The sequence below is a fragment of the Symbiopectobacterium purcellii genome (genome assembly GCF_052050035.1).
Classification (GTDB): domain Bacteria; phylum Pseudomonadota; class Gammaproteobacteria; order Enterobacterales; family Enterobacteriaceae; genus Symbiopectobacterium; species Symbiopectobacterium purcellii_A.
Genome location: NZ_CP189882.1, coordinates 4468244 through 4484445 on the forward strand (window position 1 = coordinate 4468244; position 16202 = coordinate 4484445).

The following is a 16202-nucleotide window of genomic DNA, read 5'->3' on the forward strand; positions in this document are numbered from 1 at the left end:
CGTGGTCGGGCCTTGAATGAAAAAAAGAACCGCATTTGCGGTTCTTTTTTTTGCCGTGCAATCGCGGTTTTATTCAACCACGGCGCCGCCATCAATTTTAAAGATAATCGTGACTTGCAAATCTTTGCCTGGTTTTCCCGCTTCATAGCTCCATTTACGCATGGCCTTACGAATATCGCGTTCAAACATGTTGCGCGGCTGCGCGTTCAACACGCGAATATTGTCTACTCGCCCTTCGCTATCCACATCAAACTGAAGCGTTGCCCGACCTTCCACGCACAGCGCAAACGCTCGAGCCGGATACTGCGGTGGCGCACGGCTCAACGGCCGCGGACCTGACGACTGCGCAGAGGCAGACGGCGCCGGGGCTTGGCGCACGGGCGCATTGTCACGAGTTTTGCTGGCATCCTCTGAGGTAAACGGCGAGGTAGGCTGTTTCTCATCAGCTTTCTCTTGCGTTTTCTTCGGTTGCTCAACCTTTTTCTTCACCGGCTCCGTTTTCGGTTTCGGCTTAGGTTTCGGTTCTGGCTTTGGCTCTGGCAATGGAATAGCGACAGGCTGCGGTAAAGGTTCCGACTCTAGCTCAGGTTGTTTCACGGCTTCGACCTGTGGTTCTGGCTCTGGCTCAGGCTGAGCAGCCTGAGGTGCAGGAGCCTCTTCCATCGCCGCAGGCGCGACCATTACGACGCTGATCGGTTTCGTCGCCTGAGGAAGTTCAAGTGCGTCATTAAACGATGCGTATAACAATACGGCGATTAATCCACCATGGGCGCCAACAGAAAGTAAAAAAGACCATGATTGGCGGCGGATTCCTAATAAAGTTGTTTGCGGCATAATTTTCCGTTGTCCTCTTAGCCGCCCAAGTTTAAATGCAAATAGCAATCATATTCAATAAGAACCCGATAGTTTGTTAAAAAAACCACGGGCAGAGTATGATGGTGTTTTCACGCTATTCCCTTGAGGATTATCAAGATGTTGTACATCATTTTTGCTCAGGACGTTTCTGGTTCATTGTCAAATCGTCTGGCTGCACGCACTGCCCATTTGGCACGGTTGCAAACCTTGCGCGATGAAGGATGGCTGCTTACGGCAGGCCCACTCCCCGCCGTTGATAGTGAAGCCCCCGGAGATGCAGGGTTTACCGGTTCTGCGGTTATTGCCGAATTCCCCACTCTGACCGACGCACAGCGCTGGGCCGATGCTGACCCTTACGTGGCCGCAGGCGTGTGCCACAGCGTAACCGTAAAACCGTACAAAAAGGTATTTTAACCCTGCATTACCAACGGTTATTTTGTTTAAGACAGCATTTATGATGCAGTAAAAACGCCCGGTTTAACGCGTTTTGCTGTATTAGCGGCTATAACTCAATGCCGTATCTATTTCAGTGAATTTGAACAACTTGAGTAACTGAAGAAAAAAGCTGAAATAATATAGTCATTGGCCCCATTCCCACTCGAAACGCAACAAAACGGTAGAGGCTTATGCCACCAGTAAGTGCGTTAAAAATACCTCATTGGGGGAACGATAGCCCAGCGATTTTCTGCCCCTTGTATTGAGTATGTGTTCGAGTTCGGCAATCTTACGATGACTGACCTGACTGAAGTCTGTTCCCTTTGGGTAAAAACGTCGTATCAGCCCGTTGGTGTGCTCATTCAAGCCCCTCTCCCAGGAATGATAAGGATGGGCAAAGTAGACCTGCGCCCCTGTGATTTGAGTAATTTGCTCGTGCAGAGCGAATTCAGGGCCGTTATCAGCTGTTAGGGTCTTAAACTTGCAAAAGGTATTAGCTTCAATGTCCCTGAAAGCAGCAACCACAGTCTCCGCACGCTTATTAGGCAGTTTGCGAATGATGACGTTTTTCAATGCTTTATCTACGATGATTAACAAGAATGACTTCTGGTCTTTGCCAAAAATAGTGTCAATTTCGAAGTGGCCAGGCTCCTGTTTAAGCTCGGCTTGAGCTGGGCGATACTCAATACCAACACGGTTGGGAATAGGGCCTGATTTGAGGTTTTCGGCATTGTACCTGTAACGTTTTCCCCGATGAGGAAGTTGCTGATATAGCTCCCCGCCAGCCTGTCTCTCCTGCAGGATATAGCGTATTCTTGCTGACAGATATACCGAATTCCAGGTGCAAACGGCCACTGATAATTTCAGGTGAAGAGTGAGTGGAAAGCGCCTGCCTGATGAAGTTCTGAATGTGTGGCTCCAACGGGTAAAAAGCATTGTTTGGCAGAGGCTTATGACGGCGTTCCCGGGCTAGCGTGTCCGCCCTTCTACAGCAGTAGACACCATTGAAAGTAGGGTCGGTATTGCGTCTGAGTTCCCTGCTGATGGTCGAGCGAGGCAGAGCACGCTCTCTGGCGATGGTAGCTTGGTTGACACCTTCACCACGCCGCTTTTCGATGTAGAACCGTTCTTTCTGAGTCAGATGTTTTCCCTGCATGCAACAGGCTCTCCAGTATGGCCAGAACGGTGATTTTATCCGACTCTGGCAAGTGGGTCACTTTAAGCGTGTTGCTTAATAGTGAAATAAGGGTGTTTCGGTGATTGAAGTAAATTTTACGCTGTTCTGAGATGGAAATTCCAAAGACCGGCGCTAAGGAGTAAGAAGGTATCATCAATAAAGGGTCTACGATTCCGTAAAATTTGGGTCATGCAACCGAGGCGCTTGATACCCGCGATGGCGTGTTCAACTGTAATACGGATGCCCGAGATTATTTTATTTTCTTGTTTTTGTTCAGGCGATAAAGGTCTTTTTCGAGTTCCTTTTTTTGGGATTTGTGTATTAGGATGCTGTTTATCTATACCTTGAAAACCGGTATCTGCCCAGATGGTTACCTCAGGAGGAATATGGCGAATTATATCGACTTTATCGAGTAAGCGTTTATCGTGACGGCGCCCATTTTTGCTCATGGGGATAAATCCAATTTGCCTTGTTTCGTCAGTCATAATAAGCCCTTTTCGAGTGGTCTGTCTTTTCTTTCCCGAATACATTTTTTTTCGCCGACGCAGATTCTTAGGCTTTTGGACAGGTCGCTCTGTCCCATCAATAAAGACGTCTTTAACTCCAGGAAAGGCGCGAAAAAATTCCTCAGCAGAGCGAATTTGACGAGCGGGCAAAACACATTCTCGCCCCAAGGTCATCTCTAAAACCGGCAATAATATTTTTACCCAGCGACATACCCGTGTTCTATCTAAACCAAAAAGAAGTCCTTGCAAATCATAGGTCGGATAACATTTTAAATACAATAAAATAAAAAGCAGTTTATCTAATGGGGTTGGGATAAATCCTTTCTGCCCTGCACCCATCTGCCGCTCGTGATCTTTTCGATTCTTTTTCCGATAAATCAAATAACAAGCTGAAAATTCAGCGGCTAAATTTTTCAATTCTTCGACTGATAATCCAATGATTGCTTTACATAAACGATTATCTCGTAACAACCGCTCTTTGTTGATCATTTCAAACCTTTATTCTCTAAGTTAAACCTCTTTTTATTCTCAATAGCCTGACAAAAAATGCAAGTCTCTATTCAGCAACTAGTTTTTTGTTGCGTTTCGAGTGGGAATGGTGCGCAATGTCCGACATTACCGGACGCACCAAAGAGATGACGGATGCCATCGGGATGATTGAAAACCTGGCGTTTCAAACGCACATTCTTTCATTGAATGCCGCCATTGAGGCTGCGCGAGCGGGTGAACTGGGGCGCGGTTTCGCGGTGGTCGCCCGTGAGGTTGGCACGCTGGCTGCACAGAGTAGCCAGTCGGCACAGCACATTAATGTGCTGATTCGCGACTCAGACAGCAGCGTCGACACCGGTGCCAAATTGGTCAAGAAATTGAGCGACAGCCTGCAAAATATCATCAGCTCCGCACAGGGCACTGGCGCCTTCCTCAATGAGATCGCCGATATTTCTGCGCAGCAAACCCAGCATATTCAGGCGGTGACAGCGCGCATTCAAACCCTGAACGATACGGTCAAACAGAATGTCAGCCAGGTAGAAGCCAGCGCTGATATAGCCAACCGACTTAAAAATGATTACATCCTATGCCCTGATATGCGGCAAAGAAGCATAGCTGGCTGTTATCAAAATAATGTCGCTTGGCTATACGTTTAACGCGTTACTGGCGCAGACCGAGCTGTTGCGCTCATCCGTCACCCTCTTCACCCTGCCAATCTCAAATGCGCTGGAAACGGGGCAACCCGTGGCATCAGCACGATTAGGTATCGCGCGCTAACGGCACACGGAGAACAAGAAAAAACAACGGCCACAGTAGGTGGCCGTTCAGGCTGCTAACAAGTCCGTTTAGACGACTACCACTCGTAGGCCACCGCATACAGCAGAGCACGACGCTGATGTTTCTGTTGCAGATAACGGGCATAGTGAATATGCCGATAAGTGCGTGACTGGGCTTCCAACCAACGGCCTCTGCGCCGCTGAACCTGGCGTAACATGCGCCACCGGATCACTTCATTCCTGCTGCGTCTCATGACAACACTCTTTATCGAAAACGGGAAAGGAATTTCCTCTTTTGACAAACTATGCGTACACTTTATGTCAATCGTGTGCCGAAGGGATCTGTGCGCTGCTATGACGACTTTTTACACTCTGTTGAGTTGGCTACTGGTTCTGGGTTACTGGCTGCTGATCGCTGGCGTCACGCTTCGCGTTTTGATGAAGCGCCGTGCGGTTCCTTCTGCAATGGCCTGGTTACTGGTCATTTATATTCTGCCTCTGGTCGGTATCATCGCTTACCTCTCGTTTGGTGAGTTACATCTGGGTAAGCGGCGCGCCGAACGCGCCAGCCGGATGTGGCCATCGACGGCCAAATGGCTGCGTGAGTTGGCCGTATATCGGCAAATTTTCGCCACTGAGAATAGCGAAGTGGCACGTTCACTGTTCCAGTTGTGTGAACGTCGTCAGGGGATTGGCGGCATCAAAGGAAACCAGTTGCAGTTGTTGACCACGTTCGAAGACACCATAAAAGGGCTGGTGAGTGATATCGAGCTGGCGCGTAGCGACATCGAGATGGTGTTTTACATCTGGCAACCTGGCGGGCTGGTAGAAGAGGTCACTGCCGCCTTGAAAAAAGCGGCCCAACGCGGTGTAACCTGTCGAATTTTGCTCGATTCCGCAGGCAGCGTCGATTTCTTTCACAGCACCTATCCCGCACAGATGCGCGAAGCAGGAATTGAGGTTGTGGAAGCCCTCAATGTAAATCTGTTTCGTGCTTTTCTGCGCCGTATGGATTTGCGTCAGCACCGCAAAGTGGTTCTGATTGATAACCGGATTGCCTATACCGGCAGCATGAACATTGTCGATCCGCGCTTTTTCAAACAGGATGCGGGCGTCGGCCAGTGGGTCGATTTAATGGCGCGTATCGAAGGGCCGATCACCACCACCATGGGCATCATCTATTGCTGCGACTGGGAAATGGAAACGGGTCAACGCCTGTTGCCACCACCGCCGGATGTCGGCTTGATGCCGTTCGAGCAGGAGCAAGGGCATACCGTGCAGGTGATTGCATCAGGTCCGGGCTACCCCGAGGACATGATTCACCAAGCGCTACTAACGGCGGTCTACTCGGCGCGACACCAGTTGATCATGACCACGCCCTACTTCGTGCCCAGTGACGACTTGCTACACGCTATCTGCACGGCGGCACAACGCGGCGTCGATGTCAGTATTATCCTGCCGCATAAAAACGACTCGGTGTTGGTTGGTTGGGCCAGCCGTGCGTTTTTCAACGAACTGTTTGCCGCAGGGGTAAAAATCTATCAGTTTCAGGATGGATTGCTGCACACCAAAAGCGTGTTGGTCGACAGACAACTCAGCTTGGTGGGCACCGTCAACCTGGATATGCGTAGCCTGTGGCTCAACTTTGAAATCACGCTGGTGATCGACGATGACGGCTTCGGCAGCGATCTGGCCTGCGTACAGGAAGACTATATTGCACGCTCGCGTCTGATGGATGAGAGCAAATGGCAACAGCGGCCCTACTGGCAGCGTATTGTCGAGCGTCTGTTTTACTTTTTCAGCCCGTTTTTGTGATGCTCAGGTTCCCGACAAACGCCGCGTGTTACGCTGTCAATAGCCGAGCCGTCATGCTCTAATAGTGTCATTAACGAATCTATGGAAATGTGTTATGGACCTGAACAACCGTCTTACGGAAGATGAAACGCTTGAGCAAGCTTACGATATCTTTCTTGAACTGGCGTCTGACAACCTAGACCCGGCGGATATCATCCTGTTCAATCTTCAATTTGAGGAGCGTGGCGGTGCAGAATTATTTGATCCCGCCGAGGATTGGCAAGAGCACGTTGATATCGATTTGAATCCCGACTTTTTTGCCGAAGTGGTGATTGGCTTGGCGGAAAAAGACGGTGACCCGATCAATGACGTGTTTGCGCGCATTTTGATTTGCCGTGAAAAAGACAACAAGATGTGCCACATCTTGTGGCGTGAGTAAAACTTCAGATTAACGGCCTGCTAATATGCAGGCCTTTTTTTGGTCAGCCCTGTAGCGGATCGACCTTCAGGCATGAGACCGCATGGGTAAAATTGCCTCCCAACAACGGCCGCGTCTTAACACAGGTTTCACTGGCTATCGGGCAGCGGGTGCAAAATACGCAGCCAGTGGGCGGGTTAATAGGTGAAGGCAACTCTCCCTCCAACAGCTGTATCCGTTTGCCACGCTCTTTGTCGGGATCGGGGATCGGTACTGCCGACATCAGCGCCTGGGTATAAGGGTGCAACGGGTTGCCAAATAAGGCGTCATCGGTGGCCAATTCCACGGCGTGACCGAGATACATCACCAGTACGCGATCGGATATGTGCTTAACCACCGAAAGGTCGTGCGCAATAAAAATCAGTGACAGTTGCATTTCCTTCTGCAACTGCCGCAGCAGATTCACTACCTGAGCCTGTATCGACACATCAAGCGCCGATACGGGCTCATCACAAATAATCAGCTTGGGGCGTAAAATCAATGCCCGGGCAATGCCGATTCGCTGACACTGACCGCCAGAAAACTCATGAGGATAGCGGTTAATCTGGTTTGGTAGCAGCCCCACTTTCTGCATCATATTTTTGACACGTTCGTCGATCACTTGTCGAGACAGATCGTCACGATACGTGCGCAGCGGCTCGGCGATGATCTCACCCACCGTCATACGCGGATTCAGCGAAGCCAGCGGGTCTTGAAATATCATCTGGATATCGTTTCGGACGTGACGCCATCCCTCCTGATGGATGTGGCACAAATCCTGGCCCAGCCAGCAAATCTGCCCACTGGTGGCTTTCACCAACCCAATAATGGCGCGCGCCAGGGTCGATTTACCGCAACCCGATTCGCCGACAATACCCAAGGTTTCACCTTCATAGAGACGAAACGTGACGCCATCTACCGCTCTGAGCGAGTGTGGCGGTTGCCAAAACCATTTTTTGCGTGCATTGACGGCAAAGTGTACGCAGAGGTCACGCACGTCAAGGATGACGCGTTTTTCCTGTTGGGTGGTCATAACACCTCCTCCACTGCGCGAAAACAGGCCCGCATCCGACCCGCATCAAACGTGGTCAACGCAGGCACTTCCTGGCAGCTTTCCATGGCGTAAGGACACCGGGGAAGAAAAGGACATCCCTGCGGTAGATGCAACAAATTGGGCGGATTACCGGGGATCGTGGCCAGCATGTCGTCACTGACATCGAGACGGGGCACCGCGTTAAGCAACCCAACCGAATAAGGGTGCGAAGGACGATAAAATACATCGCGCGCGCTGCCATACTCCATAGTACGACCCGCATACATCACCAACACCTTGTCACAAATGCCTGCCACCACGCCTAAATCATGGGTAATCATGATGATGGAGATGTTAAATTCCCGTTTTAAATCCGCAAGCAACATCATCATTTGTGCCTGAACGGTCACATCCAGTGCCGTGGTCGGTTCATCGGCAATCAGCAGTTTGGGCTGACACAGCAGCGCCATGGCAATCATGACACGCTGGCGCATCCCCCCCGAAAACTCATGGGGATACATTTTCATCCGCTGGCGCGCCTCTGGCATTCGCACCGCATCCAGCATATGCACCGCGCCGTCAAACGCCTCGCTGCGACTGCATCCTTGATGAAACATCAGGACTTCCATCAACTGTTCCCCGACGCGCATATAAGGATTAAGCGAGGTCATCGGATCCTGAAAAATCATGGCGATCTCTTTCGCCCGCAGCATGTTCAACGATTTTTCAGGCAGATTGAGGATTTCATGCCCCATGAAGCGAGCCGACCCGCTGGCTTGACCATTGGCCGCCAGCAGCCCCATCAGCGCAAACGCGGTCTGCGATTTTCCCGAGCCTGACTCGCCAACAATACCCAGCGTTTCACCTTGTTCTACCGTAAACGTCAGCGCGTTCACTGCCGTGACCTCGCCTTCCTCCGTGGCAAATCGCACGTTGAGATCCGTGACGCTCAGCAACAGGTGCAGCGCGCGCAGGTTATTCCCTTTCTGTTCTGCGTGTTTCGCAATCATAGCGGCTCCTCAACGATCCTTCGGGTCCAAGGCATCCCGTAAGCCATCGCCGATAAAATTAAAACAAAACAGGGTGACAACCAAAAACGCGGCCGGAAACAGCAGCAGCCAAGGCGACACTTCCATAGAGTTCGCCCCATCATTGAGCAGCGAGCCCCAACTGCTGAGAGGCTCTTGCACGCCCAGCCCAAGAAAACTTAAAAACGATTCGAACAGAATCATGCTCGGAACCAGCAATGATGCGTAAACCACGACAACGCCCAGCACATTGGGCACGATATGGCGCAACACTATGCCAGTGGTAGACACCCCGCACACCACTGCAGCTTCAATAAATTCTTTACGTTTCAGGCTAAGCGTCTGCCCGCGCACAATTCTCGCCATATCAAGCCACGACACCATGCCAATCGCAATAAAGATCAGCAGCAGTTGCTGTCCAAAAAAGGTCACCAGCAAGATGACGAAAAACATAAAAGGGAAGGAGTTCAGGATCTCCAGCCAGCGCATCATGACGGAGTCCACTTTGCCGCCCGCATAGCCAGAAATGGCCCCGTACAAGGTGCCCACCAGCACCGCAATCAGCGCGGCAGCGATGCCCACCAGCAATGAAATTCTCCCGCCAATGGCAACACGAACCAACAGATCGCGGCCGTTAGAATCGGTGCCAAAGTAGTGTTTTGAAGCCAAATCCGGTGCCTGCGACATCATGGCAAAATCCGTATCGGCAAAATTGAAGGGGGACAACAGCGGAGCCAGCGTAACAAACAACGTAATGCCCACCAGCACCATCAGGCTTGCCACGGCAGCGCGGTGATGCATAAACCGCCGCCCGGCGTCCTGCCATAGACTGCGCCCCTTAATTTCCAATGATTGTCCCATCTTCATCAGCGCGTGATGATTTTGTTTCCTAAACATCCTCACCTCACTCAATAACGAATTTTGGGATCGATGACGGCATACAACACATCGATGATGGCGTTAAACAGAATCGTCAAACCGCCCACCAGTATGGTCAGGCTAAGCACCAGAGAATAGTCCCGGTTCAATGCACCGTTAACAAACAGTTGCCCGATGCCTGGCAGACCGAAAATAGTCTCGATCACCATTGAACCGGTGATAATGCCGACAAACGCCGGGCCCATGTAGGAAAGCACCGGCAGCAAGGCCGGTTTCAACGCGTGGCGCAAAATGATGTGACGCATTGGCAACCCTTTAGCGCGCGCGGTGCGGATGAAATTGGCATGCAGCACTTCAATCATCGCGCCACGCGTGATGCGTGCGATACTGGCGATATAAGAGAGTGAAAGCGCCACCATAGGCAGTAACACATATTTGCCTGCCCCACCGTTCCATCCCCCGGCGGGCAGCCAGCGCAGCGTGATCGAGAACACCAGCACCAAAAGTGGCGCGACCATAAAACTGGGGATCACCACGCCGGTCATGGCAAATCCCATAATGGTGTAGTCCCAACGGCTATTTTGGTACAGCGCTGCTACAGTACCTGCCGTAACGCCCAAGATCACCGCAAACACAAAAGCGGCCGCACCAAGTTTAGCGGAAACGGGAAACGCACTCGCCACCAGATCGTTAACCGAGTAGTCTTTATATTTAAAGGACGGGCCAAAATCTCCCTGCGCCAATTGCAGCAAATAATTTCCATATTGTTTCAATACCGGATCGTTGAGATGGTATTTGGCCTCAATATTCGCCATCACTTCCGGAGGCAAGTTTCGTTCGCCAGTAAAGGGACTCCCCGGCGCTAACCGCATCATAAAGAACGACATCGTAATCAATATAAACAGCGTCGGTATCGCTTCCAGACAACGACGCAGAATAAATTTCAGCATGGTTCTACCTATAAAGGCATTGCACCTGTTTCTGTGTTCGCATTCTCTCTACCGATCATTTTTTCGGCAAGAGAGAAGCGATGCACATTAAGGAACGGCGTTAATGTTGCAAAATATAAAGGTCTTTCACATGAATATTGTCGAGTGGGTCATTTCCCGTCAGACCACCGACATACGGTTTCACCAACCGGGTATTGGCGTAATAAAATATCGGGATCGTCACCGCATCCTGGTCCAATTGCGTTTCAGCCTGTTGATATACGGCGGTACGCTGTTGTTCATTGCACACTTGCAGTGATTTCGCCATAAACGTATCAAACGCAGCGCTTTTGTAATGTGACGTATTTGAGCTGCTGTCCGATAACATACTGTTCAAAAATGACGACGGTTCATTATAATCGGCACACCACCCGGCGCGCGCCAGGTCAAAATTGCCCTGATGGCGCGTACTGAGAAACGTTTTCCATTCCTGATTTTCCAATTTCACATTCACACCAATATTTTGCTTCCAGATCGACGCGGCAGCAATCGCCATTTTCTTGTGCAGATCGGAAGTGTTATAAAGCAAGGTCAACGTCAACGGTTTTTCGGGTGAATACCCTACTTCACTCAATAGTCGCTTCGCCTCAGCATTACGCTTCTCCTGTGTCCAGGTAAACCACTCAGGCACGCTGGCCTTTAACCCATCAATATAAGGAGGTACAAATCCATAGGCAGGCATATCGCCTTGATTTTTGACCTTGTTGGTTAAAATCGCCTGATCGAGCCCTAAACGCAACGCCTGTCGCACCAGAACATCAGTAAAGGGAGCCCGCTGATTGGCTTTGTTGAATAAATCAGAATTAGCCGACAGGATGACTCCCTCTGCTACACCTGTTATCCTATCCTGACGCTGTGTGGCATACCCAACAACGTCATACGGTTCAGCGCTTTGACCATCGCTATGGCTTCACCTACTTGAGCCTCATAGTCACGCAGGCTCAGATGGCCACCCAGCAAAGTTTTTATGCGGAACATCGCTGTTTCTGCCACTGAACGCCGGTGATAACCCACTTTCTTTTTCCACATATCATTACTCCCGCTCAGACGCTGATTCGCCACCGCATGGTTACGTTCATGGTACTTGTCCGGCCAGTATTTGGCTCCGCTTCGCGGCGGGATAAGGGGCCTGATTTTCTTTCTTAGCAACGCATCGTGGCAGTAACGGGCGTCATAAGCACCGTCTGCTGACACTTCCCTGATTTTTCGGTGGGTTTGGTTAATCAGGCCCGGCAGTGCCTGCGCATCTGTCGTTCCGCTGAGCGATAAGTCGGCACAGATAATCTCATGCGTCGCACTGTCTGCTGCCAGATGAAGCTTGCGCCACACTCTTCGTCTGTCAGCCCCATGCTGCCTGACTTTCCATTCACCTTCGCCAAAGACCTTCAGACCGGTACTGTCGATGACCAGATGCGAGATTTCACCACGCGTTGGCGTTTTTATGCTGATACTGACGGTTTTTGCCCGCCGACTGACCAGAGAGTAGTCCGGGCAGCGCAGTGGCAGGCTCATCAGTGTAAAAACCGAGTCGACAAAGCCCTGTAATGCCCGGAGCGACAGGTTAAACACGCGCTTTATCATCAAAACCGTGGTAACAGCCATATCGGTGTAGTAAAGCGGCCGACCACGACCTTCAGGCGAAGCACTGTCAGTCCATGCAGCGATGGCCGACTCATCAAGCCAGACCGTCAGGGAGCCGCGTTGTCTGAGTGCTTTGTTGTAGGTGGGCCAGTTGGTGATTTTAAACTTTTGCTTTGCCATGGGGAGCTGCTATCGGGAGCGATGATAGTGCTTTGATCCGGCGATCCCCTGAAAGTTCGATTTATTCAACAAAGCCCCGCTGATTATTAATTTCATAATAGTAGGTGCGGCTTTGTTGAATAATTTAAGATACTGATTTATATAAGCATTATAAAATTTCAACGACTAATTTTTCCTCTCGGAATGCTTTTTATTGTGCTAACTATTTGATTTGTCGTTCTAACAAAATACATTCTCTGTAAATGCATTCTAACTAAAGAAGATGTAAATCAAACGGTTAAATTATTCAACAAAGCCAGTAGGTGCATAAATAGGGCGAAATTTTAACCTCATTGGGTATTTCCTGTTTCATTTTCTGAAACAGTTCAATCGGCAACTTATTATTCGACATGTCAATTTCACCGCTGCGATAGCGGTTTACGTCAGTGACTTCTGACGCGATGGGTAAATACGTCACCTGCTCAATGGTGGTATTGGCATTATTCCAGTAGCGTGGGTTGCGTACTAACACCAGGCGTTCATTAACGACCCAGCTTTTCAAAGTGTAAGCACCATTACCGATCCAATTTTGTTGCAACGTCCATTTCTCTCCAAAGGTTTCTACCGCCGCGCGGTTGAATGGCGACATGGCAGGATAAACAGGAAGCTTATCAAAATAAGGCACCGCTTCGCTCAGCGTCACCTCCAGCGTATGGTCATCAACGGCTTTGACACCCAGCGTGTCCGGCGTTTTCTTTCCTGCAATGATGTCGTCAATGTTAACGATATGCCCGTATTGCAGGTAGCTGGCGTAAGGCGAAGCGGTTGCCGGATCGGCTAATCGTTGCCAACTGTAAACAAAATCCTGCGCGGTTACAGGATCACCGTTCGACCAGCGTGCATCTTTGCGTAAATGGAACGTCCAAATTCGGAAATCTTGATTTTCCTAACGCTCAGCCACACCAGGCACTATTTTTCCATTCGGATCGGTAATCACCAGCCCTTCCAACAGATCGCGAGACAAGTTGGACTCTGGCACACCTTCTATTTTGTGCGGATCGAGGGAAGCCACTTCCGCACCGTTGTTTCGCACCAGCACCTGATCTTTGGCTAACGTCGTACCGGGCGGCGGAGCCGCACGTGCGACAAGCGCGCCGCACCCCCAACAGCCCAACAATAACGCCACTGTTGTGGCAAGTCGTGCTGCCCCCGTAAGCCATTGACGTCGTATTTGAGTCGAATCTTCTATTTGTGAAACAGCGTAACCTGATAATTCTTTGTCCATATATCCGGTCCTCTCTATGTTATCACATTGATATCAAATGGGTTCCTTCAAAGCATATGGCTCTGAGGGAAATGCAAGACGTATCCTGGAAGCGCTTCAAACATTAAACATTATTCTGGTCGCTGGCTACCCATTCTGAGATGACGCTGATAAACGACGGGTTATTCTCACGCAAATAACAGGTAAATAATGTTATGGTAATCGCCCCATTCCCACTCGAAACGCAACAAAGTGACCCACTTGCCAGAGTCGGATAAAATCACCGTTCTGGCCATACTGGAGAGCCTGTTGCATGCAGGGAAAACCTCTGACTCAGAAAGAACGGTTCTACATCGAAAAGCGGCGTGGTGAAGGTGTCAACCAAGCTACCATCGCCAGAGAGCTTGCTCTGCCTCGCTCGACCATCAGCAGGGAACTCAGACGCAATACCGACCCTACTTTCAATGGTGTCTACTGCTGTAGAAGGGCGGACACTCTGGCCCGGGAACACCGTCATAAGCCTCTGCCAAACAATGCTTTTTACCCGTTGGAGCCACACATTCAGAACTTCATCAGGCAGGCGCTTTCCACTCACTCTTCACCTGAAATTATCAGTGGCCGTTTGCACCTGGAATTCGGTATATCTGTCAGCAAGAATACGCTATATCGCTATATCCTGCAGGAGAGACAGGCTGGCGGGGAGCTATATCAGCAACTTCCTCATCGGGGAAAACGTTACAGGTACAATGCCGAAAACCTCAAATCAGGCCCTATTCCCAACCGTGTTGGTATTGAGTATCGCCCAGCTCAAGCCGAGCTTAAACAGGAGCCTGGCCACTTCGAAATTGACACTATTTTTGGCAAAGACCAGAAGTCATTCTTGTTAATCATCGTAGATAAAGCATTGAAAAACGTCATCATTCGCAAACTGCCTAATAAGCGTGCGGAGACTGTGGTTGCTGCTTTCAGGGACATTGAAGCTAATACCTTTTGCAAGTTTAAGACCCTAACAGCTGATAACGGCCCTGAATTCGCTCTGCACGAGCAAATTACTCAAATCACAGGGGCGCAGGTCTACTTTGCCCATCCTTATCATTCCTGGGAGAGGGGCTTGAATGAGCACACCAACGGGCTGATACGACGTTTTTACCCAAAGGGAACAGACTTCAGTCAGGTCAGTCATCGTAAGATTGCCGAACTCGAACACATACTCAATACAAGGGGCAGAAAATCGCTGGGCTATCGTTCCCCCAATGAGGTATTTTTAACGCACTTACTGGTGGCATAAGCCTCTACCGTTTTGTTGCGTTTCGAGTGGGAATGGGGCCTTACCATTTGCCAGGGAACTACACCACAGCGACTTACCCTTGATGCGGTGTTCCACATAACGCCGCCGCGTCATCTGCCGATGGAAGTTATTTTTTCAGCTTACGTTTATTGTCTCAGTAGGGTGATTTTTCTGTAAAAAATCCAAGACAGGGTAATCTTGGGGCGGACAACGAGAAATGCAGTTTCCTGCTATTTATATGGATAAATACCTCATCTCGTCAGAATGTGATGCAACCCACATTATTAGTATCGATATAATAAGCAACGGAATGATGTGATGGCATCATTCGCAAAAAATCACGTTTACCCCTACAGCATAGTTGAAACTAAGCGCGGGGAAAGCGCTCATCCGAGGCAACGATCACATTGTAATGCGCCTGTTCGACATTCCACTCAGCATAGGGTTGAGTGCTGTCATGCACGTTCATGCTCAATTGGTAAATCAGATTTTCAGAAATAAGGTGCGTGAAGTTTTCCCACTGTTCAAAAGACATATCAGATAAATACTCATTGCCGTTTTCCTGATTTTTTAATTTCCTTAACGCTTCAGGTAATGCCTATCTAACCGCCAGTGGCGAATAAAGCGTAAACGCACCGTTAGCAATGGTATTGTTGTAAATTATCGCCTCAACAGATTCCCCATCAGTAACAGGAGAATAACCGTAAACCTCACCCATGTTAGCGATGGCATTTTTTATCGCCATCTGTATTTTTGGTTCCCAATCTGTCGTTTTTATCTCCTGCAAAATAACCGATTTATCGACTTCCAACCAATTTTCATTTCTATCACGTAGCATCAAGGCCGCACGAAACTGGCAGGCGCCGTCTTCAGGCAACACGTAGCGCAGTTGACGGTTGTTGTCGTTGAAAGTGGCGTAATCTACCGCATCAAACGTCCCTTGCTCCGGGGTATACCACTTCGGTTTAACGGGCAACCTATCGAGATCCATGATTTTTTCTTTCACCAGGGCCGGTATATTATCCGTGCAGGGTTCTTCGTCTTTGAGGTGCGTGCCAGCAATAAACAACAGCGCAAACCGGTCTTGTAGAAACGCATTGTTGATCCACTGGGGGAAATCTGTGATTAACGATTGACACTGCGCGCGCGCCTTTTTGGCGACGTTGGCTGCGCCGTCGTCATCCTGGCACACGATACGCCAGAGGTAATCCTGGGTAAGCGTTGCAATCTCGCCTTTCCCAAGGGCGATATTTTGTAATAATTCAATGCTCTCACAACAGTTATTTTTTGCCCGATGGTATACGCTATCAAGGTGTTGTTTTATCGTGGTTCCATCACCACCATCACAATGCAAAGGCGTCCCCTCGATAGCCGCTGAAATAAGGACACCGAGCCGATGGCTATGCGCATCTGAATCATATAAGGGGGATGATGGAATAAGCGTTGAGCACGATCGATGCGGTATCAATATAGACATGAGAATAACTTAGCG

The 16202-nt window shown here is 49.8% G+C and carries 17 protein-coding genes and 3 pseudogenes; 6 read left to right on the forward strand and 14 right to left on the reverse strand.

All coding sequences use genetic code 11. The features are described 5' to 3' along the window. Positions 1–69 precede the first annotated feature (69 nt). Positions 70–834, reverse strand: a complete 765-nt coding sequence (tonB, locus tag ACQGXV_RS30565; protein ID WP_440864126.1) for a TonB system transport protein TonB — start codon at positions 832–834, stop codon at positions 70–72. Between the two features lie 138 nt (positions 835–972). Between tonB and ACQGXV_RS30570 the strand changes: the two genes are divergently transcribed. Beyond that, a complete protein-coding gene (locus ACQGXV_RS30570) occupies positions 973–1269 on the forward strand; it encodes a YciI family protein (protein ID WP_440864127.1) in 297 nt (98 codons plus the stop codon). A 210-nt stretch (positions 1270–1479) separates the two neighbouring features. Here the strand turns inward: ACQGXV_RS30570 and ACQGXV_RS30575 are convergent, their stop codons facing one another. The 3 genes from ACQGXV_RS30575 to ACQGXV_RS30585 all read right to left on the reverse strand — a co-directional run bounded on the left by ACQGXV_RS30575 (position 1480) and on the right by ACQGXV_RS30585 (position 3462). Continuing rightward, positions 1480–2091, reverse strand: a complete 612-nt coding sequence (locus ACQGXV_RS30575; protein ID WP_440867729.1) for an IS30 family transposase — start codon at positions 2089–2091, stop codon at positions 1480–1482. Further along, complete coding sequence (locus tag ACQGXV_RS30580; RefSeq protein ID WP_440864128.1) at positions 1973–2446, reverse strand: transposase; 474 nt, start codon at positions 2444–2446, stop codon at positions 1973–1975. The genes ACQGXV_RS30575 and ACQGXV_RS30580 overlap by 119 nt, the downstream gene beginning before the upstream one ends. Positions 2447–2562: 116 nt before the next feature. Continuing rightward, complete coding sequence (locus ACQGXV_RS30585) at positions 2563–3462, reverse strand: transposase family protein (protein ID WP_440862939.1); 900 nt, start codon at positions 3460–3462, stop codon at positions 2563–2565. A gap of 113 nt (positions 3463–3575) precedes the next feature. Here ACQGXV_RS30585 and ACQGXV_RS30590 point away from each other — a divergent pair. Both ACQGXV_RS30590 and ACQGXV_RS30595 read left to right on the forward strand, forming a co-directional pair. Continuing rightward, a pseudogene (locus ACQGXV_RS30590) lies at positions 3576–4013 on the forward strand (methyl-accepting chemotaxis protein); the annotation flags it as partial. An 82-nt stretch (positions 4014–4095) separates the two neighbouring features. Continuing rightward, positions 4096–4239: a hypothetical protein gene (locus ACQGXV_RS30595; protein ID WP_440864129.1), complete on the forward strand. Its 144-nt coding sequence runs from the start codon at positions 4096–4098 to the stop codon at positions 4237–4239. A gap of 76 nt (positions 4240–4315) precedes the next feature. Here the strand turns inward: ACQGXV_RS30595 and ACQGXV_RS30600 are convergent, their stop codons facing one another. After that, entirely contained in the window at positions 4316–4492 is a 177-nt protein-coding gene (locus ACQGXV_RS30600; RefSeq protein ID WP_196907077.1) for a YciY family protein, read from the reverse strand. 100 nt (positions 4493–4592) lie between these two features. Between ACQGXV_RS30600 and cls the strand changes: the two genes are divergently transcribed. Further along, positions 4593–6053 (forward strand): cardiolipin synthase, encoded by a 1461-nt coding sequence (cls, locus tag ACQGXV_RS30605; RefSeq protein ID WP_440864130.1) that lies wholly within the window; start codon positions 4593–4595, stop codon positions 6051–6053. A 94-nt stretch (positions 6054–6147) separates the two neighbouring features. Then, entirely contained in the window at positions 6148–6471 is a 324-nt protein-coding gene (locus ACQGXV_RS30610) for an HI1450 family dsDNA-mimic protein (RefSeq protein ID WP_440864131.1), read from the forward strand. Positions 6472–6514: 43 nt separating this feature from the next. Here the strand turns inward: ACQGXV_RS30610 and oppF are convergent, their stop codons facing one another. The 7 genes and pseudogenes from oppF to ACQGXV_RS30645 all read right to left on the reverse strand — a co-directional run. Further along, complete coding sequence (gene oppF, locus ACQGXV_RS30615; RefSeq protein WP_440864132.1) at positions 6515–7522, reverse strand: murein tripeptide/oligopeptide ABC transporter ATP binding protein OppF; 1008 nt, start codon at positions 7520–7522, stop codon at positions 6515–6517. Then, entirely contained in the window at positions 7519–8532 is a 1014-nt protein-coding gene (oppD, locus tag ACQGXV_RS30620; protein WP_440864133.1) for an oligopeptide ABC transporter ATP-binding protein OppD, read from the reverse strand. The genes oppF and oppD overlap by 4 nt, the downstream gene beginning before the upstream one ends. A gap of 9 nt (positions 8533–8541) precedes the next feature. Beyond that, positions 8542–9447, reverse strand: coding sequence for an oligopeptide ABC transporter permease OppC (gene oppC, locus ACQGXV_RS30625; RefSeq protein WP_440864134.1), 906 nt, complete (start codon positions 9445–9447; stop codon positions 8542–8544). Positions 9448–9458: 11 nt separating this feature from the next. Next, on the reverse strand, positions 9459–10379 hold the full coding sequence (gene oppB, locus ACQGXV_RS30630; protein ID WP_440864135.1) for an oligopeptide ABC transporter permease OppB: 921 nt from the start codon (positions 10377–10379) through the stop codon (positions 9459–9461). Positions 10380–10479: 100 nt separating this feature from the next. Next, positions 10480–11199: pseudogene (locus ACQGXV_RS30635) on the reverse strand (ABC transporter substrate-binding protein); the annotation flags it as partial. A 56-nt stretch (positions 11200–11255) separates the two neighbouring features. Then, positions 11256–12179: an IS5 family transposase gene (locus ACQGXV_RS30640; protein WP_440863224.1), complete on the reverse strand. Its 924-nt coding sequence runs from the start codon at positions 12177–12179 to the stop codon at positions 11256–11258. A gap of 295 nt (positions 12180–12474) precedes the next feature. After that, a pseudogene (locus ACQGXV_RS30645) lies at positions 12475–13281 on the reverse strand (ABC transporter substrate-binding protein); the annotation flags it as partial. 454 nt (positions 13282–13735) lie between these two features. Between ACQGXV_RS30645 and ACQGXV_RS30650 the strand changes: the two are divergent. Further along, the gene (locus tag ACQGXV_RS30650) at positions 13736–14710 is read left to right on the forward strand and encodes an IS30 family transposase (protein ID WP_440864136.1); all 975 of its coding nucleotides are present in this window, start codon (positions 13736–13738) and stop codon (positions 14708–14710) included. 367 nt (positions 14711–15077) lie between these two features. Here the strand turns inward: ACQGXV_RS30650 and ACQGXV_RS30655 are convergent, their stop codons facing one another. Continuing rightward, a complete protein-coding gene (locus ACQGXV_RS30655; RefSeq protein ID WP_440864137.1) occupies positions 15078–15245 on the reverse strand; it encodes a hypothetical protein in 168 nt (55 codons plus the stop codon). 63 nt (positions 15246–15308) lie between these two features. Then, positions 15309–16187 (reverse strand): hypothetical protein, encoded by an 879-nt coding sequence (locus tag ACQGXV_RS30660; protein ID WP_440864138.1) that lies wholly within the window; start codon positions 16185–16187, stop codon positions 15309–15311. Positions 16188–16202: the final 15 nt, after the last annotated feature.